This is a genomic window from Streptomyces sp. NPDC088252, from assembly GCF_044740965.1.
GTDB lineage: Bacteria > Actinomycetota > Actinomycetes > Streptomycetales > Streptomycetaceae > Streptomyces.
Map to the genome: position 1 here is coordinate 39,317 of NZ_JBIURS010000013.1, position 22,004 is coordinate 61,320.

Here is a 22,004-nt window from a genome sequence, read left to right on the forward strand (position 1 = left end):
CTGCTCCTGTTCGAACCTTCCGGAGGTTGCGCGTGAGCGCACAAACGGCCGCGCCGACCGAAGTCGCGCCGATGGATCACCGTCATGTGCTGCGGGCGCTGAGCGGGCTGCTGATCGTGCTGTTCGTGGCCATGATCAGCAGCACGGTGGTCTCGGTGGCGCTGCCGAAGATCATCGGCTCGCTGAACGGCACCCAGTCGCAGTACACCTGGGTCGTCACCGCGACCCTGCTGGCCTCCACGGCCTCCACCCCGATCTGGGGCAAGCTCGCCGACCTGTTCAGCAAGAAGCTGCTGCTCCAGATATCCATCGGCATCTTCGTTCTCGCGTCGATCGCGTGCGGATTCGCCCAGTCCACCGGGCAGTTGATCGCCTTCCGCGCCGTGCAGGGACTCGGCATGGGCGCGCTCCAGGTGCTCGTCCAGGTGATCATCGCCGCGATGATCAGCCCCAAGGAACGCGGCCGCTACAACGGCTACCTGGGCGGCGTCATGGCCGTCGCCACCGTCGGTGGACCGCTCCTGGGCGGCTTCATCACCGACACCTCGTGGCTCGGCTGGCGCTGGTGCTTCTTCATCGCCGTACCGTTCACGCTGGTCGCCTTCGTGATGCTCACCCGCACCCTGCATCTCGCCGAGGTGCGCCGCCCGGAGACGAAGGTCGACTACCTGGGTGCCTCGCTCATCGCCGGCGGCGTCAGCCTGCTGCTGCTCTGGGTCACCTTCGTCGGCAACGACTTCGACTGGCTGTCCTGGCAGACCGTCGTCATGGTCGGCGCCAGCGCCCTGATCCTGATCGCGGCCGTCGTGGTCGAGAGCCGGGTCAAGGAGCCCGTCGTCCCGCTCCACGTCGTACGCCGCCGCGACCCCGCGCTCGCCATCGTCGCGAGTCTCGCGGTCGGCATGGCGATGTTCGGCGGCGCGGTCTTCCTCGGCCAGTACTTCCAGATCGGCCGCGGCTACTCACCGACCGAGGCCGGACTCCTCACCATTCCGCTGATGTTCGGCGTGCTGGTCTCCTCCACCGTTGCCGGACGCCTGGTCTCCAGGACCGGCAAGGTGAAGCCGTACATCATCACCGGCGTGGTCGTCCTCACCCTGGGCTTCCTGGGCCTGTCCACCATCGACCACGAGACCTCGCTGGTCCTTGTCTCGATCGGCATGCTCGCGGTCGGCATCGGTGTCGGCATGTCGATGCAGAACCTGGTCCTGGTGCTGCAGAACACCGTCCCGCTCGGCGAACTCGGCGCGGCCAGTGGCGCGATCACCTTCTTCCGCTCGCTCGGCGGCACGATCGGGGTCTCGGTGCTGGGGGCGGTGCTCGCCAACCAGGTCGCCACGAAGATCACCCACGGCCTGGCGAAGCTCGGCGTCGACCCGGCGGCCTCGTCCTCGGGCGGCGGCTCCACGCTGAACATCGACGCGATGCCGCCGCAGATCCAGGAGGTGGTGCGCGCCGCGTACGGTGACGCGACCGGCACCATCTTCCTGATCTCGGCGGGCATCGCGGTGATCGGTGTGATCGCCGCGCTGTTCCTGACGCCGACGAAGCTGCGTGACAGCGTCGACCTGTAGCAGGTCCCCGCTGATCCGTGGTCGATCCACAGCTGATCTGCGTGGACCCGTGGTCGATCCTGCCCGGCCGGTTCCCCTGCCTTGCCCCGCGTCCTGACGGCGCGGGGCACAGCCATGTGCGCCGCACAGGTCAAGGACGAGTCCGGGACGGCCGCTTCGCGCGAGGCGACCTCCACCGACGTCGCGCTGAGGTAGTGTGACCCATCCCGAACACGGGGACCGACCAAGGAGGTGAGCCCCATTACCGCTGTATCAGGCTGGGTGCTCATCCCGCACGATCGCGCGGTCGACCCGACGTAATCGACCGCGGAGCGCCCATCGGCTTTCCCGAAAGGCTGCGCTTCATGTCGGTTTCCGCTTCACCGCTCACCGTCTCCTCCATCGTCACCACCCTCCGCGCCGCCGGCTGCGTATTCGCCGAGGACGAGGCGGAGTTGATCGTCTCCACGGCCGCCGACCCCGCCGGACTCGCGGCCATGGTCGAACGGCGGGTCGCCGGTCTTCCCCTGGAACACGTCCTCGGCTGGGCAGAGTTCGGCGGCCTGCGGATCGCCGTGGACCCCGGCGTCTTCGTACCCCGTCGCCGCACCGAGTTCCTGGTGGAGCAGGCCGTCGCCCTCGCCGGGCCCGGGGCGGTCGTCGTCGACCTCTGCTGCGGCTCCGGAGCCCTCGGCGCCGCGCTCGCCGCGACGCTGGGCCGGATCGAACTGCACGCCGCCGATGTCGCGCCCGCCGCCGTACGGTGCGCCCGCCGCAACGTCGGTGACGCGGGCCGGGTCCACGAGGGCGACCTCTTCGACCCGCTTCCCGGCTCGTTGCGCGGCCGGGTGGAGATCCTGCTCGCCAATGTGCCGTACGTGCCGACGGACGATGTCGAACTGCTTCCCCCGGAGGCCCGTATCCATGAGCCGCGCGTCGCACTCGACGGGGGCGCGGACGGCCTCGACGTCCTGCGGCGGGTCACCGCCGAGGCGCCGAGGTGGCTGGCGCCGGGCGGGCATCTGCTGGTCGAGACGAGCGAGCGGCAGGCGGCTCGGGCCGAGGAGACCGTCGCCCGCAGCGGTCTGATCCCGCGTGTGGTCACCTCCGACGAGCTGTACGCCACCGTCGTCATCGCGACCCGGCCCGAGCCGTCCGGGAACTGAGCGCGGACGGACGCCGAGGCGGCCCGGTCGGTCCGGGCTCAGGATTCCGGCTTCCGCCGGACCACCGCCGTCCCGGCGTCCAGGTCGACTCCCATGCGGGGCGGTGCGCCGTCCAACGCGTCGTCCTTCAGAACCTGTTCCTCCACCCGGTGCTCGATCTCCAGACGCTTTGCCGAGTTGAGGAACGCGTGCAGCTCATCGACGACAGAGGCCCCCACACCCAGCCCATGACGAGGCGTGCGGGCGGCGAGGACGCGTCGCAACCGGTCGGGCCGGCCGGTACGGACGACGGCGTAGCGGGCCGAGGCCAGCAGGAACGGCACCGTCACCAGCACGGCCATGACCAAGAGACTCGACATCATCACCATGCCCGTCCCAACGCCGGGCGCCGGACCGCCGTTCCCACCGCCGTACGACGAGCCGGGTACGCGCGGTCACGCCGTTCAGCCGAACCGCCACCGCGTCTGGCTGAACAGGGCGCCCTTGCCGAAGCCGAAGACCGTACGCGGCGACACCTCGAACACCAGCGCCTCGTGGCCCGCGTGCCGGAACGTGCCGTCCTGGACGTCGAAGTGCCATTGTGGGCCGTACTTCGACTCCCAGGCCGCGGCCAGCCGGTTCAGCCGGTCCTCGTCCGTCACCCGCTCCGCCCGGCCCTCGACCACCACGTCGAACCCCTCCGAAAGGGTGTTGTCGCCGGTCGTCAGCACCACCTCCGGGTTGGCGGCCAGATTCAGGCCCTTGCGTTCCGACGCCCCCGTGCTGAAGCACAGCGCGCCCTGTGACCACACCCCGATGAGCGGGGTGACATGCGGGCGGCCGTCCGGCCGGACCGTGCTCAGCCAGTAGATCTCCGCGCCGGTCAGCAGTGACTCCGCCGCCGGCCACGAGCCCGCCGTCGCCCCCTCGGCGCTGTAGCGGGCATCCAGCTCGGCGACGGGTTCGAATGTGGACATGCGGGCCTCCCGGTCGGGTCCTTGAAGCATTTTGTCTGCGCAGTGTGGACCGCGCATCTGCTCCGGATTCATCGGCGCGGGACAAAGGGCTGTCCCGTAATCCCCCGTGGACCGGCGCGCGACGTCGGATGCGGTGCCTCACAAGGCAGAGGGACATCCGCATACTGGATGTATTCGGATGGTCCGACAACGCGGCGAGGTGCCGTGGCTGTCGTCGTGCGCCCGCCAAGGATCACGGGACAGCCCTTACGGCCCGGTGCACGCTGGCGAGCGGGCTCCCGGAGCGATGCGACTTCGCCTCCGGCGTGGTCGTCGGTCGACGACGCTCCGCGTCGCCTCCCTCCTCCGCCTCGGGATCCGAAGCCGCATGACACCGCTCCCTGATCCGCTCTCCATCGTGCGCCAGGCCGTTAGGCTCGGAACGCTGGATGGTGTGTGGGCGGCGAGCAGGAGAGCGCGGAATGACGACGGTGCCGGGACGCAGGAGCAGTACGTTCACCCGACTGCTGCGGCACGGATTCACCGACCCCTCGGCCGCCGAGCGCCTCCTCGATCTGCCCGTGCTGTCGTCCGTACGCTCCGATCCGGTGCTGCTCGACGCCCTCGGTGCCACCGCGGACCCCGATCTGGCGCTGCAAGGGGTCGTCCGGCTGGTGGAGTCCGAGGAGCCGGACGAGCGGCAGATCCTGCTGGACACCCTCGTCACCGCCAAACCGCTGCGGGACCGGCTGCTCGGAGTGCTCGGGGCGTCCGAGGCGCTCGGCGACCATCTGGCCCGCCACCCCCGCGACTGGCACGCGCTCGTCACCTACGAGGCCACCGACCTGCACCCCGGGGTGCACGAATTCGAGCAGGAGCTCGCCGGCGCCGACGACCCCGATTCGCTGCGCGTCGCCTACCGCCGGTGCCTGCTGGCCATAGCGGCCCGCGACGTGTGCGGTACGACGGACGTCGCCGAGGCCGCCGCCGAACTGGCCGATCTGGCCACGGCGACCCTGCGGGCGGCGCTCGCCATCGCCCGAACGGCCGTACCCGGCGACGCCGCCCTGTGCCGGCTCGCCGTCATCGCGATGGGCAAGTGCGGCGGGCACGAGCTGAACTATGTCTCCGACGTCGACGTCATCTTCGTCGCGGAACCGGCCGACGGCGTCGAGGAGAGCGCGGCCGTGCCGGCCGCCACCCGGCTGGCCGCACACATGATGCGGATCTGCTCCGACACGACCGTCGAGGGCACCATCTGGCCCGTCGACGCCAACCTCCGCCCCGAGGGCCGCAACGGGCCCCTCGTCCGGACACTGTCCTCGCATCTCGCGTACTACCAGCGCTGGGCCAAGACCTGGGAGTTCCAGGCGCTCCTCAAGGCCCGGCCGGTGGCCGGCGATCCCGAACTGGGCGCGGAGTACGTCGAGGCCGTCTCGCCGCTCGTATGGCAGGCCGCGGACCGCGAGAACTTCGTCGCCGACGTGCAGAAGATGCGCCGACGCGTCGTCGACAACATCCCCGCCGACCGCGTCGACCGCGAGATCAAGCTCGGTCCCGGCGGGCTGCGGGACGTCGAATTCGCCGTACAGCTGCTCCAGTTGGTGCACGGCCGCAGCGACGCCACGCTGCGCAGCGGCTCCACCCTGGAGGCGCTTCGGGCACTCGCCGCGGGCGGCTACGTGGGACGCGTGGACGCCACGCAACTGGACGACGCGTACCGCTTCCTGCGCGCCATGGAGCACCGGATCCAGCTCTACCGGCTGCGCCGTACCCATCTGGTCCCGGAGGACGAGCGGGATCTGCGACGGCTCGGGCGCTCCCTGGGGATGCGCACGGACCCGATCACCGAGCTCAACCAGGCCTGGAAGCGGCACGCCTCCGTGGTGCGGCGGCTGCACGAGAAGCTGTTCTACCGGCCGCTGCTCGATGCCGTCGCCCAGCTCGCGCCCGGCGAGACCCGGCTCAGCGCCCAGGCGGCCGGGCACCGGCTCGAAGCCCTCGGATACGCCGACCCGGCCGCCGCGCTGCGGCACCTGGAGGCACTGTCGTCCGGGGTCTCCCGCAAGGCCGCCATCCAGCGCACCCTGCTGCCCGTGCTGCTCGGCTGGTTCGCGGACTCCGCCGACCCGGACGCCGGACTGCTGGGCTTCCGCAAGGTGTCCGACGCGCTCGGCAAGACCCCCTGGTACCTGCGGCTGCTGCGGGACGAGGGCGCCGCCGCCGAGAATCTCGCCCGGGTGCTGTCGGCCGGCCGGCTCGCCCCCGATCTGTTGCTGCGCGCCCCCGAGGCGGTGGCTCTGCTCGGCGATCCGCAGGGACTGAAACCGCGCAGCCGGGAACACCTGGAACAGGAGGTGCTGGCCGCGGTGGGGCGGGCGGAGGATGCCGAATCCGCCGTCGCCGCGGTGCGCGGAGTGCGGCGGCGGGAACTGTTCCGGACCACGGCCGCGGACCTCATCGGCTCGTACGGTACGGAGGAGAGCCCCGCCGAGGAGGATCCCGGGGCCCTCGTCGACCGGGTCGGCGGCGCCGTCACCGATCTGAACGCCGTCACGATCGCGGGCGCCCTGCGCGCCGCCGTGCGCGAACGGTGGGGGGACACCCTGCCCACTCGGTTCGCCGTCATCGGCATGGGCCGATTCGGCGGGCACGAGCTCGGATACGGCTCCGACGCCGATGTGCTGTTCGTCCACTCACCGCGCGAGGGCGTGGACGAGCACGAGGCGGCGCAGGCCGCGAACGCGGTGGTCGCCGAGGTGCGGAGACTGCTGCAACTGCCCACCGCCGACCCGCCGTTGATCATCGACGCGGATCTGCGGCCGGAGGGCAAGAACGGGCCCCTGGTGCGTACGCTGCGTTCGTACGAGGCCTACTACCGGCGCTGGTCGCTGGTCTGGGAGAGCCAGGCGCTGCTGCGCGCCGAACCGGTGGCGGGCGACGAGGAACTCGGCCGTGGGTTCATCGAATTGATCGATCCGCTGCGCTACCCGATGGAGGGTCTCGGGGAGGACGCGATCCGCGAGATCCGCCGTCTGAAGGCCCGGATGGAGTCCGAACGGCTGCCGCGCGGCGCGGACCCGACGCTCCACACGAAGCTGGGGCGCGGCGGGCTGAGCGATGTCGAGTGGACGGTCCAGCTGATGCAGATGCAGCACGGCTGGGTGGAACCGGGGCTGCGGACGACACGCACCCGCGAGGCGCTGGCCGCGGCGTGCGCGGCGGAGCTGATCCCGGTCGAGGACGCGCAGACGCTGGACGAGGCCTGGGTGCTGGCGACGCGCGTCCGCAATGCGGTGATGCTGGTACGGGGGCGGCCGGGCGACACGTTTCCGTCCGGACCACGTGAACTCACCGCGGTGGGGCGGTACTTGGGGTATGAGCCGGGGCATGTCGGGGACATGTTGGACGACTACCGGCGGATCACGCGACGGGCGCGGGCGGTGGTGGAGGAGCGGTTCTACGGGGCGTGAGGGCGTACTGCGTGGGCCTTTCGAGGGCCGCGCCCCGGAAGGCGCGGGCCCTCAGTCGGCGGCGGACGGGGCTGACGTGTCCTCGTCCAGCAGGGCGCGGCAGTGCCCGATGAAGGCCTCCAGCGCCAGTTCGAACGCCGCGTCCGCCCGGCCCGTCCCCACCGCGGCCAGCGCCTCGGCGAGGCGGGGTGTCGTGCTGTCGTCCGGCAGTTCCCACATCGTCTCCGGCGCCGCCAGGTCCAGCGCGGAGCCGAGGACCAGGTTCTCCAGGGCGGTGATCACCGTCATCACCTCGGCCATGGCGAAGCCGACGCCCAGCAGCAGCCGTGCCGCGCGCTCGTACTGTTCCAGGACCTTCGGGGCGCGCACCGGTGACGTCGTCAGCAGCGGGATCGCCTGCGGGTGGGCGGCGAACGCGGCGCGGTAGGAACGGGCCCAGGCCGTCATCGCCGCGTCCCACGGTTCCGCGTCGAGGGTCGCGGAGTCGATCGCCGAACAGACGCGCTCCCGGACGAGCTCGACGACTCCACCCCTTCCGTCCACATGGTGGTAGACCGACCCGGTCTGCACCCCGAGTCGCCGGGCTATCTGCGGGACGCTGAACTCGCCCTGCTCATCGATGATTTCGAGCGCCGTGGCGGTGATGCGCTCCCGGTCGAGCAGCGCCGTGCGCGGCCGTCCCATGTGCCGTTCTCCTGACGTATGCCTGCGGGCAAGTCTGCTGAAAGGTCTTCCCGGATACCCGTGGGCGAGGTTACATTGCCGAAACCGAAAGCCTTTAGGTTTCTGGTTCCCGGTCCCTGCCCCGCCCGTCGCAGAAGGGCTTCCTTCCGTATGTCCGCGCCCACCCTCAGGAGAGGCACCCTCGGCACCGCCGACATCGCCTTCTTCGTCGTCTCGGCCGCCGCACCGCTCACGGTGATGGCCGGGGTCGCCCCCATCGCCATCCTGCTCGGCGGCATCGGCGCCCCCGTCGGCTATCTGCTGGCGGGCATCACCCTCGCGGTCTTCGCCGTCGGGTTCACCACGATGAGCCGCCATGTCCGCAGCGCAGGCGCGTTCTACGCGTACATCACCCGAGGGATGGGCCGTCCCCTCGGCATCGCCGCCGCCCTGCTGGCGATGCTCGGCTACAACGGCATGGAGATCGGCGTCTACGGGCTCCTCGGCTCGGCCACCGCAGACACCGCCCAGGCCCTGTGGGGCATCGACATCCCCTGGCTGCCGGTCTCCCTGGCCGGACTGCTGCTCATCTGGTACGGCGGCTTCCGCTCCATCGACTTCGGCGCCAAGGTCCTCGGGGTGCTGCTCGTCGCCGAGACCGGCATCCTCGTGCTGCTCGCGGGCGGTGTGCTGCTGGACGGCGGGGCCGACGGGATCTCGCTCGCCTCGTTCACGGCCGGCCATGTCTTCGTACCGGGCATGGCAGCCGTACTGGCCTGCGCCTTCGCCGCGTTCACCGGGTTCGAGTCCACGGTGATCTACCGGCGCGAGGCGCGGGACCCGGACCGTACGGTGCCGCGCGCCACCTACATCGCCGTGGCGTTCCTCGGGCTCTTCTACTCGTTCATCGTCTGGACCGTCATCCAGGCCTTCGGCGACGCCCAGGTCGTCAAGGCCGCCGCCACCGACCCGGGCGGGCTGTTCTTCTCCGCGATCACCCACTACGTCGGCGGCTGGGCCGCGGACCTGATGCACGTCCTCATCGTCACCAGCGTGCTCGCCTCGCTGCTGGCCTTCCACAACGCCATCAACCGGTACGGGCTCGCGCTCGCCGAGGAGGGGGTGCTGCCCGCCGCCCTCGGCCGCGTCCACCCCCGGCACCGTTCCCCGTACGTGGCCGGTGTGGCCCAGTCCGTGCTCGGCGCCGTGATCGTCATCGGCTTCGCGGCGGCCGGCGCCGACCCGTACGCGCAACTGCTGCTCTGGGTCAACACCCCCGGAATGATCGGCCTGATGGCGCTGCAACTGCTCGCCGCGATCGCCGTGCCGCTCTACTTCCGGCGGTTCGACCACGGCGAGGGCAGGCTCCGCACCGTCGTCGCGCCGGTTGTCGCGACGGTGCTGCTCGCCGCCGCGATCGTCCTGGTCACGGACAACGTCGATCTGTTCTCCGGGGCCTCGACCGGTGTGAACGTCGTGCTCGTCTCGCTGGTGCCCGCGGTCTTCCTGATCGGGCTCGGACTCGCGTACCGGCTGAAGCGCACCAGACCCGAGGTGTACGCCCGGTTCGCGGCCGAGCCGTCGCCGCCGGGTGAGGACGGGGCCGCGACCGTCTCCGACCCCACCACGCCCGCCTCCACCACCGTCTAAGGAGTCCCACCGTGCCCGCAGCCGATCTCCTGCTCACCGGAGCCCATGTCCGCACCCTCGACCCGGCCCGGCCCGAGGCCACCGCCGTGGCGGTCAAGGACGGGGTGATCACCGCCGTCGGCGACGAGGCCGGGCTGCGCGAATGGCGCGGTACCGGCACCGAGCGCATCGACCTGGCGGGGGCCACCCTGACGCCCGGCCTGGTCGACGCGCACAGCCACCCCGTCTGGGGTCTGGAGATGGCCAACGGCGCCGACCTCACCGCCGTCCGCGACCTCGACCAGCTGCGCGCCGCACTCGCGGGGGCCGAACGGACCGAGGGCTGGGTCATCGCCTGGGGGCTGGACCACAACGCCTTCGGCGGCCGGCCCGTCGACCGGGCCCTCATCGAGGACGCCGTCGGCGGCGCCCCCGCCTTCATCCGGCTCTACGACGGACATTCCGCGCTGGTCAGCGGCGCGGCCCTGGAACGCGCCGGAATCACGGGCCCCCGCGCCTTCGCCCAGCGCTCCGCCGTCGTCTGCGACCCCGACGGGCGTCCCACCGGCCATCTCGTCGAGCACGCCGCGATGGATCTGGTCGCCGAACGACTGCCCAGGCCCTCGTCCGCCGAGCGCCGCGGCCGGCTCGTGGAACTCCTCTCCGAAATGGCCGCCACCGGCCTCACGGGGGCCCATGTGATGGACCTCGGCGACGGTTCCGTACCCGAGCTGCTGGCCGGCGTGGAGGAGCGGACGGATCTGCCGGTACGGCTCCGGCTGGCCCCCTGGTGCATGCCGGGCGCCGACAAGGAGGCCCTGGACGAGCTGGTACGGGTGCAGAGCGAGGCGGGCCGGCTCTGGCGGGTCGGCGGCGTGAAGTTCTTCATGGACGGCACCGTCGAGGGCGGCACCGCGTGGCTGGAGCACGCCGACTGCCACGGGGAGGGAACCGAGGCGTTCTGGCCGGACCCGGCGGCGTACACCGCGGCCGTGCACCATCTGCACCGTGCCGGGGTGGGGACCGCCACGCACGCCATCGGGGACGCGGCCGTCCGGCATGTGCTGGACACGGTGGAGGCGCTGGGGGAGAGCGGCCGGCTCCGCCACCGCATCGAGCACATCGAGACCGTGCCGAACGGTCTGGCGGCCAGGTTCGCCTCACTCGGGGTGATCGCCTCCATGCAACCCACACACACCGCGTACACGCGTGCCGACCACACCGACGAGTGGTCGAAGCGGCTCGGCGACGAGCGGGCCGGGCGGGCCTGGCGCTGCCGGGACCTGCGGGACGCCGGGGCGTACCTGGCGCTGGGCTCGGACTGGCCGATCGCCCACTACGACGTACGGCAGGTGCTGGCCACGGCCCGGCTGCGCCGGCTGCCCGGGGCGTCCGACACCGAACCGGTCACCGCCGAGCAGGCGCTGACCGGGCTGATGGCGCTGGAGGGCTGCACCTCGCACGCGGCGGTCGCCGCCGGGGAGCAGCGGGTCGCCGGGCGCATCGCCGTGGGGTACCGGGCCGACCTGACGGCGCTCGGGGTGGACCCGGTGGCCGCTCCGGCGGACGAGCTGGGGGAGGCTCCGGTGCGGCTCACGGTGTGCGGGGGGCGTGTGGTGCACCAGGGGTGAGGCGGTGGGGGAGCGGGCCCGCCGGGCGCCTGCTCCCCGATGGTCCCCGTATCGGCCTCGGCCCTCGGGCGGGCCGGGCCGGTGCTCTCAGCGGCGCGCCGTCGCGTCCGCCGTCGGACGCGGCGTGCGGACCGCCGTGCCCGTGGACAGGCCGGCCGGCCGCAGCCTCCCCCGTGTCGGCGGCACCCGTTTCGGGAGATGGTGCGGCAGCGAGCCGTGCCAGGCGCATGCGACCGCGTAACCGAGGACCAGACACGTCATGCCGCCCAGCGCGTCCAGCCAGAAGTGGTTGGCCGTCGACACGATCACGAGCAGGGTGACCGCCGGGTAGAGCAGGCCGAGGACGCGGGCCCAGGGGGCGGAGACCAGTGCGAAGACGGTCAGGCCGCACCACAGCGACCAGCCGATGTGCATCGAGGGCATGGCCGCGTACTGGTTCGACATGTTCTTGAAGTTGCCCGAGGCCATCGAACCCCAGGTGTGATGGGCCAGGACGGTGTCGATGAAATGGCCGCCGTTCATCAGGCGGGGCGGCGCGAGTGGAAACAGGTAGTAACCGAGCAACGCCACGGCCGTGGTCGCGAACAGGGCCAGCCGGGCCGCCGCGTACCGGCCGGGGTGACGGTGGAACAGCCACACCAGCACGCAGACGGTGACGACGAAGTGCAGCGTCGCGTAGTAGTAGTTCATCGACACGATCAGCCATGTCGCCGAATTCACCGCGTGGTTGACGGTCTGTTCCACGGCGATGCCCAGATAGGTCTCGACCGACCAGATCCGGTCGGCGTTGCGCAGGGCCTCGGCCTTCTGCTCCGGGACGGCGTTGCGCACCAGTGAGTACACCCAGTAACTGGCCGCGACGAGCAGGATTTCGAACCAGATGCGCGGCCGGCGAGGGGATCGCAGGGAACGCAGTCTCGCCAGGCCGCTGTCGCGCCGCCTGGCGTTCCGCTTCGCGTGAGCCGCAGAGGCCGCCTCGTCCACGATGGGTGACGGGGTGGCCTCCGACGGGCCTTCCTGTGACGTCACACTCAATTCACCCATAGGCACAGAGTCTGCCAGAAATGTTCCTCCCACCCGATCATCCGCCGCTCGGGAACAGGCCGCACATCTGACCGCCGGAACCAGTGGAGTCCGCGCCGGGACTGCGGGTTAGGAGCGGGCGTGCGATCCTGGAACGGTTCCGGCTGCGGCGGTCGGAGCGGGCCCGGGGCCCGCGGCCGTTGAACCGCGAACGACCAGCTCGGGCATGAAGACGAACTCGCTGTGCGGAGCGGGTGTCCCGCCGATCTCCTCAAGGAGGGTGCGGACGGCGGCCTGGCCCATCGCCGTCACCGGCTGACGGATCGTGGTGAGCGGCGGATCGGTGAACGCTATGAGCGGCGAGTCGTCGAAGCCGACCACCGACAGGTCGCGCGGTACCTCCAGCGACAGCCGCCGGGCGGCCCTGATCGCACCGAGCGCCATCATGTCGCTCGCGCACACCACCGCCGTGCAGCCCCGCTCCATCAGCGCCGACGCGGCGGCCTGACCACCCTCCAGAGTGAACAGCGAGTGCTGGATCAGCTCCTCCACCGCGTCCGGAGCGAGGTTCAACTGCTCCTGCACGGTGGAACGGAAGCCCTCGATCTTGCGCAGGACCGGCACGAATCGCTTGGGCCCGACCGCCAGACCGATCCGCTGATGGCCCAGCGACACCAGATGCGTCACCGCGAGCCGCATGGCGGCCCGGTCGTCCGGTGAGATGAACGGCGCCTGCACCTTGGGGGAGAAGCCATTGACCAGGACGAACGGGACGCCCTGGGCGCGCAGTTGCTCGTAGCGCTGCATATCGGCCGAGGTGTCGGCGTGCAGCCCGGAGACGAAGATGATGCCCGAGACGCCGCGGTCGACCAGCATCTCGGTCAGCTCGTCCTCGGTGGAGCCGCCGGGGGTCTGGGTGGCCAGCACCGGGGTGTAGCCCTGCCGGGTCAGCGCCTGGCCGATGACCTGGGCGAGCGCGGGGAAGATGGGGTTCTCCAGCTCGGGCGTGATCAGCCCGACCAGCCCCGCGCTGCGCCTGCGCAGCCGTACCGGCCGTTCGTAGCCGAGAACGTCGAGCGCGGCGAGAACGGATTCACGGGTGGCCGCTGCAACACCGGGCTTGCCGTTCAGTACGCGGCTGACCGTCGCTTCGCTGACCCCCGCCTGAGTTGCGATATCGGCAAGCCGTGCGGTCATGGAAGTGGACTGTACCGGGCGTATGTCGGATTGCCCACCATCCGCAGGAATCGGGCGGCCGCGACCGACCGCCGGTCCGGGAGGGTGCCGCGGCAACTTCTTGCAAAGCCTTGCGGGCCCGGTTTGCCGACTGCGGTCGGATCGTCGTACCACGGGTTCACGCGCTGTGGCCTGCCCCTGTCAGGGATCGACGGCTCCCGTCAAGAGGCTTGACGGCAACCGTGAGGACACGCGAATGTAACGATCGCCGAAGCTTGCAGAAATCTTCCGCAAACTCTTTCGGCGTTCTTTCATCCTTGTTACGTTCACGTCGACCCGGCGCCGCGACGGAGCGGTACGGCAGTTGAAGGAGTTCAGATGCGACGTGGCATAACGGCCACCGCCCTGGTCGCGGCCCTGGCGCTCGCGGCGACCGCCTGCGGCAGCGACAGCGAGTCCGACGGCACGAGCAAGAGCTCGGGCGAGCTCTCCGGCACGGTGACGTGGTGGGACACCTCCACCGTGGGCAGCGAGGACAAGGTCTTCAAGAAGATCGCCGAGGACTTCACCAAGCAGCACCCGAAGGTCCACGTCAAGTACGTCAACGTGCCCTTCGGCGACGCGCAGAACAAGTTCAAGAACGCGGCCCAGTCCGGCTCCGACGCTCCCGACGTCATCCGCTCCGAGGTCGCCTGGACCCCCGAGTTCGCGGACCTCGGCTACCTGGCCCCGCTCGACGGCACCGCCGCGCTGAAGAATTCCGACGACTTCCTGAAGCAGGCCGCTGCGTCCACCAAGTACAAGGACAAGACGTACGCGGTGCCGCAGGTCATCGACTCCATGGGTATCTTCTACAACAAGAAGATCTTCAAGGAGGCAGGCGTCGAGGTCCCCGAGACCGTCGACGAACTGAAGACCGTCGCCAAGAAGATCAAGGACAAGACCGGCAAGACCGGCATGTACCTGCGCGGCGACGACGCGTACTGGTTCCTCTCCTTCCTGTACGGCGAGGGCGGCGACATGGTCGACGCCTCCACCAAGTCCGTCACCATCGACAACCCCGAGGGCGTCAAGGCGATGAAGGTCGTCAAGGACCTCGTCGACTCCGGTGCGGCCAAGACCGATGCCACGGACGGCTGGGAGAACATGCAGACGTCCTTCAAGGACGGCAAGGTCGCCATGATGATCAACGGCCCGTGGGCCGTCGCCGACACATACGCCGGCAAGGAGTTCAAGGACAAGGCCAACCTGGGCATCGCCCCGGTTCCGGCCGGTTCCGCCGCGCAGGGCGCCCCGCAGGGCGGTCACAACCTGGCCGTCTACGCGGGCTCCAAGAACCTCGACGCCTCCTACGCGTTCGTCGACTACATGACGTCCGCGGACACCCAGGCCAAGGTCACCAAGGAGCTGAGCCTCCTGCCGACCCGTACCTCCGCCTACGCCAAGCAGGACGTCGTCGACAACGAGATCGTCGGCTTCTTCAAGCCCGTCGTCGAGACCGCCGTCGAGCGCCCCTGGATCCCGGAGACCGGCAGCCTCTTCGCGCCGCTCGTCACCGAGTACACCAAGGTCCTCACCGGCCAGACCACGCCGGAGAAGGCCGTCAAGACGACCGGCGACTCCTACCGCAAGCTCCTCAAGGGCTGGAAGTAACAGGAAGGCAGGCCGGCTGATGGCTGTCCACACCAGCCAGTCGGTGGCGAAGGCCGCGGGCGACGACGTCGCCCGCGGCCGGAGCCGCGGTACTGGCAACCCCCCGCCGCCGAGCAGGCTCCGGCGGGCCCTGTCGACCCACTGGTACGCGTGGACCATGGTCGCCCCGGTCGTCGTCGTGATCGGCGTGATCATCGGCTATCCGCTGGTCCGCGGCATCTACCTGTCGATGACCGACGCCAACGAGCGCAACGTCGCCCGGTCCATCGGTGTCAACCACATGCCCGCCACGTACAAGTTCGTGGGTCTGGACAACTACACCGAGGCGCTCACGGGCGAGCAGTTCCTCGGCACGCTCGGCTGGACCCTGGTGTGGACGGTCTCCTGCGTGGCCATCACCTTCTCCCTCGGCATGGCCCTCGCCAACATCCTCAACCGCAAGATCGCCGGCCGCTCCGCGTACCGGATGGCACTCATCCTGCCCTGGGCCATCCCCGGCTTCGTCTCCGTCTTCGCCTGGCGCTTCCTCTACAACGAGGACCGCGGGCTGCTCAACAAGATCCTCTCCGGCGGCGGGATCGACGCCGTCCCGTGGCTGAACGATCCCACCTGGGCGAAGCTCTCCGTCATCGCCGTCAACGTCTGGCTCGGCGTGCCGTTCATGATGGTCGCCCTGCTCGGCGGACTGCAGTCGATCCCCAGTGAGCACTACGAGGCCGCGGAGATGGACGGCGCCACCGCCTGGCAGCGGTTCCGCCACATCACGCTGCCCGGACTGCGGCCGGTCTCCACCACGGTGATCCTGCTCTCCACCATCTGGACCTTCAACATGTTCCCGGTGATCTACCTGCTGACCCGCGGCGGACCCGGTGAGGCCACCCAGATCCTGGTCACCCAGGCGTACAAGTTCTCCTTCGAGATCAGCCCACGCGACTTCGCGCAGTCCTCCACCTGGGGCGTGCTGATCCTCGTACTCCTGCTGATCTTCGCCGCCGTGTACCGGCGCGTCCTGCGCACCCAGGGAGACGACTGGTGACCACCGCCCCCGCAACCACCGTCCCGGCGGCGCCCGCCCGGCATTCCGCGCGCAAGGTCCGGCTGCGCGGCGAGCGTTCGCCGATCGCCTCGGTCGGGCTGCACCTCACGCTCATCGTCGCATCCGTGATCGCCGTCTTCCCCGTGCTGTGGGTCCTGCTCACCTCGCTGAAGCCCGCCGCGTACGCGACCACCACGGACTTCTTCAAAGAGACCACGACTCAGAACTACACGAACCTGATCCAGAACACGAAGTTCCTCACCTGGTTCGGCAACTCCCTGCTCATCGCGGGGCTCACCACACTTCTCGGCGTCATCGTCTCCGCCTCCACCGGCTACGCCGTCAGCCGCTTCCGGTTCCCCGGCAAGCGCGGGCTGATGTGGACGCTGCTGATCACCCAGATGTTCCCGGTCGCCGTCCTCATCGTGCCGATCTACAACATCATGGCCGGCATGGGGCTGCTGAATCAGCCCGCCGGCCTCGTCATCACCTACCTCACCATCTCGGTGCCCTTCTGCGCCTGGATGATGAAGGGCTTCTTCGACACCATTCCGCGCGAGATCGACGAGTCGGGCCAGGTCGACGGCCTCACCCCGTTCGGCACGTTCTGGCGGCTCATCCTGCCGCTCGCCAAGCCCGGCCTCGCCGTCACCGCGTTCTACTCCTTCATCACCGCCTGGGGCGAAGTGGCGTACGCCTCCGCCTTCATGGTCGGCGAGGACAACCTCACCCTCGCGGGCGGACTGCAGCTCTTCGTCAACCAGTACGGAGCCCAGTGGGGAGCGATGACCGCCGCGTCCGTGCTGATCGCGATACCCGCGGCCCTCGTCTTCCTCTTCGCCCAGCGCCATCTGGTCACCGGCATGTCCGCCGGAGCCGTCAAGGGCTGACGCGGCCCGCCCCGTACGACCCGCACGCACCAAGTCACGGCGTCCGCCGGCACCTCGGGGAAACACCTTCCCCACCGCAACCGACCACGCCCCCCGGCACGGGCCGACCCCGTGCCGGGGTGATCGCCGGTATCCCGACCCGGTCCGGCGACGCTCCCCACCCCAGACACCCCAGGGACGACATGACCCAGCACCTCGCTGCCCCCTCCACCGGCACGTCCGCCGACGCTCCGGCCCACCAGACCGGCTGGTGGCAGGACGCGGTGATCTACCAGGTCTATCCACGGAGCTTCGCCGACGGCAACGGCGACGGCATGGGCGATCTCGCAGGCGTACGCGGCAGACTCCAGCACCTCAAGGACCTCGGTGTGGACGCGGTCTGGCTCAGCCCGTTCTACGCGTCCCCGCAGGCCGACGCGGGCTACGACGTCGCCGACTACCGTGCCATCGACCCCATGTTCGGCACCCTGCTGGACGCCGACGCGCTGATCCGGGACGCCCACGACCTGGGTCTGCGGATCATTGTGGACCTGGTGCCCAACCACTCCTCCGACCAGCACGAGTGGTTCAAGCGCGCCCTCGCCGAGGGCCCCGGCTCCGCGCTGCGCGAGCGCTACCACTTCCGCCCCGGCAAGGGCGAGGACGGCGAACTCCCGCCCAACGACTGGGAGTCCATCTTCGGCGGCCCCGCCTGGACGCGGACCACGAACCCGGACGGCACCCCGGGCGACTGGTACCTCCACCTGTTCGCGCCCGAGCAGCCCGACTTCAACTGGGAACACCCGGCCGTCGCCGACGAGTTCCGCTCGATCCTGCGCTTCTGGCTCGACATGGGCGTCGACGGCTTCCGGGTCGACGTCGCCCACGGCCTCGTCAAGGCCGAGGGCCTGCCCGACCTCGGCACCCACGACCAGCTCAAGCTGCTCGGCAACGACGTCATGCCGTTCTTCGACCAGGACGGGGTCCACGAGATCTACCGCTCCTGGCGCACCATCCTCGACGAGTACCCCGCGAAGAGGGGGCCCGAAGGGGGGCCTTCGTCGGAGCGCATCCTCGTCGCGGAGGCCTGGACCCCGACCGTCGAGCGCACCGCCAACTACGTGCGCCCCGACGAGATGCATCAGGCGTTCAACTTCCAGTACCTGTCCACCGCCTGGGACGCCGCCGAGCTCCGCAAGGTCGTCGACAGCTCGCTCGACGCCATGCGGCCGGTCGGAGCCCCCACCACCTGGGTGCTGTCCAACCACGACGTGACCCGGCACACCACCCGGTTCGCCAACCCGCCCGGCCTCGGCACCCAGATCCGAAGCGCCGGCGATCGTGGGCTGGGCCTGCGCCGCGCCCGCGCCGCCACCCTGCTGATGCTGGCGCTGCCCGGCTCGGCGTACGTCTACCAGGGCGAGGAGCTCGGCCTGCCCGATGTTACCGACCTGCCCGACGACGCCCGCCAGGACCCGTCGTTCTTCCGTGCGGAGGGCCAGGACGGCTTCCGCGACGGCTGCCGCGTCCCGATCCCGTGGACCCGCGACGGCAGCTCGTACGGCTTCGGCAGCGGCGGCAGCTGGCTGCCCCAGCCCGACGGCTGGGGCGAGCTGAGCGTCGAGGCGCAGACCGGCGACGCCGGTTCCACGCTGGAGTTGTACCGGGCCGCGATCGCCGCCCGCCGGGAGCACCCGGGGCTCGGCGCCGGGACCGGGGTGGAGTGGCTCCAGGCCCCCGAGGGGCTGCTGATCTTCGCCCGCCCCGGCTTCGTCTGCACCGTCAACACGACGGGCCGCCCGGTGCGCATCCCCGTGCGCGGCACCGTCCTGCTGTCCAGCACCCCGGTCGTCACCGACGGCGCCGAGATCGAGCTGCCCGCGGACACCACGGTGTGGTGGACGGTGTGACGGTTCCTCTGCCCAGGGCCTCTCCTCCGGATCGGGCCGAGCCCGGCAACCTCCGGAAGAAGGGCCCTGGAACCGGCGGTGCGCCGAGACTCTCGGACATCGCCGGCCAGGCGGCGGTCAGCGAGGCGACCGTCAGCCGGGTGCTCAACGGGAAGCCGGGCGTCGCGGACACCACGCGCCAGCGGGTGCTCGCGGCGCTGGACATCCTCGGCTACGAACGCCCCGTACGGCTGCGGCAGCGCAGCGCCGGGCTGATCGGACTGGTGACGCCCGAACTCACCAACCCGATCTTCCCGGCCTTCGCGCAGTCCGTCGAACAGGTACTGGCCGGACACGGCTACACGCCGGTGCTCTGCACCCAGACCCCCGGCGGCGCCACCGAGGACGAGCTCGTCGAGCAGCTCGTCGAACGCGGCGTGGGCGGGATCGTCTTCCTCTCCGGGCTGCACGCCGACCTGTCGACCGACCCCGCACGGTACGCCGCGCTCACCGAACGCGGCGTACCGTTCGTCCTGATCAACGGCTACAACGAACGGATCAGCGCCCCGTTCGTCTCGCCCGACGACTCCGCCGCCGTCAGGATGGCCGTCGGGCACCTCGCCGAACTCGGCCACCGCAGGGTCGGCCTGGCCGTCGGACCACAGCGCTACGTGCCGTCCCGTCGCAAGCGGGAGGGCTTCGTCGAGGCCGCCGTGAACCTGCTGGGCCTGGGCCGCGCCGAGGCCGAACTCCTCGTCTGCTCCGCGCTGTTCGGTGTCGAGGGCGGCCAGGTCGCGGCCGGTGCGCTGCTCGACCTGGGGTGCACGGGCATCGTCTGCGGCAGTGACCTGATGGCGCTGGGCGTGGTGCGTGCGGCGCGGGAGCGCGGGCTCGACGTGCCGCGCGACGTGTCGGTGGTGGGCTTCGACGACTCGCAGCTGATCGCGTTCACCGATCCGCCGCTGACGACGGTGCGTCAGCCCGTACAGGCGATGGCGGCGGCCGCGGTGAGCGCCCTGCTGGAGGAGATCGGCGGCAGCCCCGTGCAGCGCACGGAGTACGTGTTCCAGCCGGAGCTGGTGGTGCGGGGATCCACCGCGGCGGTCCGCGGCCTCTGAGGCCCGGCCCGGGTGTCCGGGCGTACACGATCCGGGCGTACAGGAGAGGCACCGGGAGTCGGCCCTGAATGGGCCGGCGGGGAGTGAGCGACTCCGGGTGCCTCTCTTGTCCGTGACCGGCCCGGCCGGCCGGGCGCGTGGGGTCCGGGGTCGCCGGAACCCCCGGCCGACCGGACCGGAGTCGGGAGAAACGTAACAGCGCTGCAATGTTTTGCGTAAGGCCTTGCAGAAAGAAAACTGCTGGATCTCGCGGATGTGAGCGGACGGTGTCCAAAGGGTTGACCGAGGCCGGACAGGATCGTACGGTCTCGGTCGCAGCAAGGTTTGCATTCTTGCAGCAAGAACCTTCAGGAGCCTTGAGGGCAGGGCGCGTTGCCACGTGAGGCTGCACCGTCACCCGCATTTCCCCCACAGCAGGAGGAAGCATGGCACGCAGACCACTGTCCGCGGCGCTCGCCCTGATAGCGGGCGCCGCCGCCCTGGTGGCCCCCACCACGACCGCCCAGGCCGCCACGCCGGGCGACAAGGACGTCACCGCCGTCCTCTTCGAATGGAAGTTCGACTCCGTGGCCAAGGCCTGCACGGACTCCCTCGGCCCGGCCGGCTACGGCTACGTACAGGTCTCGCCGCCCCAGGAGCACATCCAGGGCAGCCAGTGGTGGACCTCGTACCAACCGGTCAGCTACAAGATCGCGGGCCGGCTCGGCGACCGCGCCTCCTTCGCCAACATGATCAGCACCTGCCACGGCGCGGGAGTCGAGGTCGTCGCCGACTCCGTCATCAACCACATGACGGCGGGATCGGGCACCGGCACCGGCGGATCCTCGTACACGAAGTACAACTACCCCGGTGTGTACTCCGCGCCCGACATGGACGACTGCACGGCGCAGATCAGCAACTACCAGGACCGGGCCAACGTCCAGAACTGCGAACTCGTCGGCCTCGCCGACCTGGACACCGGTGAGGAGTACGTCCGCGGCAGGATCGCCGGATACCTCAACGACCTCCTCTCCCTCGGCGTCGACGGCTTCCGTGTCGACGCCGCCAAGCACATGCCCGCCGCCGACCTCGCCAACATCAAGTCGCGGCTGAGCAACCCGAACGCCTACTGGAAGCAGGAGGCGATCTACGGGGCGGGCGAGGCCGTCTCGCCCGACGAGTACACCGGCACCGGGGACGTCCAGGAGTTCCGGTACGCCCGCGGCCTCAAGCAGGTCTTCAACAACGAGAAGCTCGCCCACCTGAAGAACTTCGGTGAGGGCTGGGGCTTCATGCCCTCGTCGAAGGCCGCGGTCTTCGTCGACAACCACGACACCGAGCGCGGCGGCGACACGCTGAACTACAAGGACGGCGCCAAGTACACCCTCGCCAGTGTCTTCATGCTGGCCTGGCCGTACGGATCGCCCGACGTCCACTCCGGCTACGAGTGGTCCGACAAGGACGCCGGTCCGCCGGGCGGCGGCACGGTGAACGCCTGTTACAGCGACGGCTGGAAGTGCCAGCACGCCTGGCGCGAGATCTCCTCCATGGTGGGTTTCCGCAACACCGCCCGCGGCGAGTCCGTCACGAACTGGTGGGACAACGGCGGCAACCAGATCGCGTTCGGCCGCGGCTCCAAGGCGTATGTCGCGATCAACCACGAGGGCGCCTCGCTGACCCGTACGTTCCAGACGTCGCTGCCCGCCGGTGACTACTGCGACATCCAGTCCGGCAAGGGCGTCACGGTCGACGGCTCGGGCCGGTTCACCGCGACGCTCGGCGCCGACACGGCCGTCGCGCTGCAGGTGAACGCCCGTACCTGCGCGGGCGGCGGCACCACGGACCCCGGTACCGGCACCTCCGGCGCCTCCTTCGGCGTCAACGCCACCACGCAGCCCGGCCAGAACATCTACGTCACCGGCAACCGGTCGGCCCTCGGCGACTGGAACACCGGCAGCGCGCTGAAGCTCGACCCGGCCACGTACCCGGTCTGGAAGCTCGATGTGGACATGCCCGCAGGAACCTCGTTCGAGTACAAGTACCTCCGCAAGGACGCGAGCGGCAACGTCACCTGGGAGAGCGGCGCGAACCGCACCGCGACCGTGCCGTCGTCCGGCAGGGCGACGCTGACGGGCGACGTCTGGCGCAGCTGACGTCGGTGACCGGTCCGGGGCCCGTCCGCGGCGCCCCGGACCGTGCTGGGGAGCGCAC

16 protein-coding genes are annotated in these 22,004 nt (G+C 70.4%); 11 read left to right on the plus strand and 5 right to left on the minus strand.

Annotation, left to right across the window (positions count from 1 at the left end; genetic code table 11):
* Window positions 1-71: 71 nt before the first annotated feature.
* Window positions 72-1,574: an MDR family MFS transporter gene (locus tag ACIOHC_RS25540; RefSeq protein WP_351086483.1), complete on the plus strand. Its 1,503-nt coding sequence runs from the start codon at window positions 72-74 to the stop codon at window positions 1,572-1,574.
* Between the two features lie 344 nt (window positions 1,575-1,918).
* Window positions 1,919-2,719 (plus strand): putative protein N(5)-glutamine methyltransferase, encoded by an 801-nt coding sequence (locus ACIOHC_RS25545; protein WP_389637318.1) that lies wholly within the window; start codon window positions 1,919-1,921, stop codon window positions 2,717-2,719.
* 38 nt (window positions 2,720-2,757) lie between these two features.
* Here the strand turns inward: ACIOHC_RS25545 and ACIOHC_RS25550 are convergent, their stop codons facing one another.
* Together ACIOHC_RS25550 and ACIOHC_RS25555 are read right to left on the minus strand one after the other, a co-directional pair.
* Window positions 2,758-3,078, minus strand: a complete 321-nt coding sequence (locus ACIOHC_RS25550) for a DUF6191 domain-containing protein (RefSeq protein WP_365688422.1) — start codon at window positions 3,076-3,078, stop codon at window positions 2,758-2,760.
* Between the two features lie 84 nt (window positions 3,079-3,162).
* Window positions 3,163-3,675 (minus strand): pyridoxamine 5'-phosphate oxidase family protein, encoded by a 513-nt coding sequence (locus tag ACIOHC_RS25555; RefSeq protein ID WP_351086468.1) that lies wholly within the window; start codon window positions 3,673-3,675, stop codon window positions 3,163-3,165.
* Between the two features lie 461 nt (window positions 3,676-4,136).
* Between ACIOHC_RS25555 and ACIOHC_RS25560 the strand changes: the two genes are divergently transcribed.
* Window positions 4,137-7,127, plus strand: coding sequence for a bifunctional [glutamine synthetase] adenylyltransferase/[glutamine synthetase]-adenylyl-L-tyrosine phosphorylase (locus ACIOHC_RS25560; protein ID WP_351086470.1), 2,991 nt, complete (start codon window positions 4,137-4,139; stop codon window positions 7,125-7,127).
* A 51-nt stretch (window positions 7,128-7,178) separates the two neighbouring features.
* Here ACIOHC_RS25560 and ACIOHC_RS25565 read toward each other — a convergent pair whose 3' ends face one another.
* On the minus strand, window positions 7,179-7,811 hold the full coding sequence (locus ACIOHC_RS25565; protein WP_351086472.1) for a TetR/AcrR family transcriptional regulator C-terminal domain-containing protein: 633 nt from the start codon (window positions 7,809-7,811) through the stop codon (window positions 7,179-7,181).
* A gap of 150 nt (window positions 7,812-7,961) precedes the next feature.
* On the opposite strand from ACIOHC_RS25565, the gene ACIOHC_RS25570 reads away from it, so the two are divergent.
* Together ACIOHC_RS25570 and ACIOHC_RS25575 are read left to right on the plus strand one after the other, a co-directional pair.
* Window positions 7,962-9,440 carry an APC family permease gene (locus ACIOHC_RS25570; RefSeq protein WP_351086474.1) on the plus strand — a complete coding sequence of 493 codons (1,479 nt, stop codon included), beginning with the start codon at window positions 7,962-7,964 and terminating at the stop codon, window positions 9,438-9,440.
* Between the two features lie 11 nt (window positions 9,441-9,451).
* Entirely contained in the window at window positions 9,452-11,050 is a 1,599-nt protein-coding gene (locus ACIOHC_RS25575) for an amidohydrolase (protein ID WP_351086476.1), read from the plus strand.
* A gap of 87 nt (window positions 11,051-11,137) precedes the next feature.
* Here the strand turns inward: ACIOHC_RS25575 and ACIOHC_RS25580 are convergent, their stop codons facing one another.
* Together ACIOHC_RS25580 and ACIOHC_RS25585 are read right to left on the minus strand one after the other, a co-directional pair.
* Entirely contained in the window at window positions 11,138-12,034 is an 897-nt protein-coding gene (locus tag ACIOHC_RS25580; protein ID WP_389637335.1) for a phosphatase PAP2 family protein, read from the minus strand.
* A gap of 168 nt (window positions 12,035-12,202) precedes the next feature.
* Complete coding sequence (locus ACIOHC_RS25585; protein WP_351086479.1) at window positions 12,203-13,270, minus strand: LacI family DNA-binding transcriptional regulator; 1,068 nt, start codon at window positions 13,268-13,270, stop codon at window positions 12,203-12,205.
* 357 nt (window positions 13,271-13,627) lie between these two features.
* On the opposite strand from ACIOHC_RS25585, the gene ACIOHC_RS25590 reads away from it, so the two are divergent.
* The 6 genes from ACIOHC_RS25590 to ACIOHC_RS25615 all read left to right on the plus strand — a co-directional run bounded on the left by ACIOHC_RS25590 (window position 13,628) and on the right by ACIOHC_RS25615 (window position 21,946).
* The gene (locus ACIOHC_RS25590; RefSeq protein WP_351086481.1) at window positions 13,628-14,902 is read left to right on the plus strand and encodes an extracellular solute-binding protein; all 1,275 of its coding nucleotides are present in this window, start codon (window positions 13,628-13,630) and stop codon (window positions 14,900-14,902) included.
* Window positions 14,903-14,921: 19 nt separating this feature from the next.
* Window positions 14,922-15,938: a sugar ABC transporter permease gene (locus ACIOHC_RS25595; RefSeq protein ID WP_365688426.1), complete on the plus strand. Its 1,017-nt coding sequence runs from the start codon at window positions 14,922-14,924 to the stop codon at window positions 15,936-15,938.
* Entirely contained in the window at window positions 15,935-16,828 is an 894-nt protein-coding gene (locus ACIOHC_RS25600; protein WP_351082854.1) for a carbohydrate ABC transporter permease, read from the plus strand. The genes ACIOHC_RS25595 and ACIOHC_RS25600 overlap by 4 nt, the downstream gene beginning before the upstream one ends.
* Before the next feature lie 182 nt (window positions 16,829-17,010).
* Window positions 17,011-18,717, plus strand: a complete 1,707-nt coding sequence (locus tag ACIOHC_RS25605; protein ID WP_351082851.1) for a glycoside hydrolase family 13 protein — start codon at window positions 17,011-17,013, stop codon at window positions 18,715-18,717.
* A complete protein-coding gene (locus ACIOHC_RS25610; protein ID WP_389637314.1) occupies window positions 18,702-19,814 on the plus strand; it encodes a LacI family DNA-binding transcriptional regulator in 1,113 nt (370 codons plus the stop codon). The genes ACIOHC_RS25605 and ACIOHC_RS25610 overlap by 16 nt, the downstream gene beginning before the upstream one ends.
* Window positions 19,815-20,239: 425 nt before the next feature.
* The gene (locus tag ACIOHC_RS25615) at window positions 20,240-21,946 is read left to right on the plus strand and encodes a carbohydrate-binding module family 20 domain-containing protein (RefSeq protein WP_351082849.1); all 1,707 of its coding nucleotides are present in this window, start codon (window positions 20,240-20,242) and stop codon (window positions 21,944-21,946) included.
* Window positions 21,947-22,004: the final 58 nt, after the last annotated feature.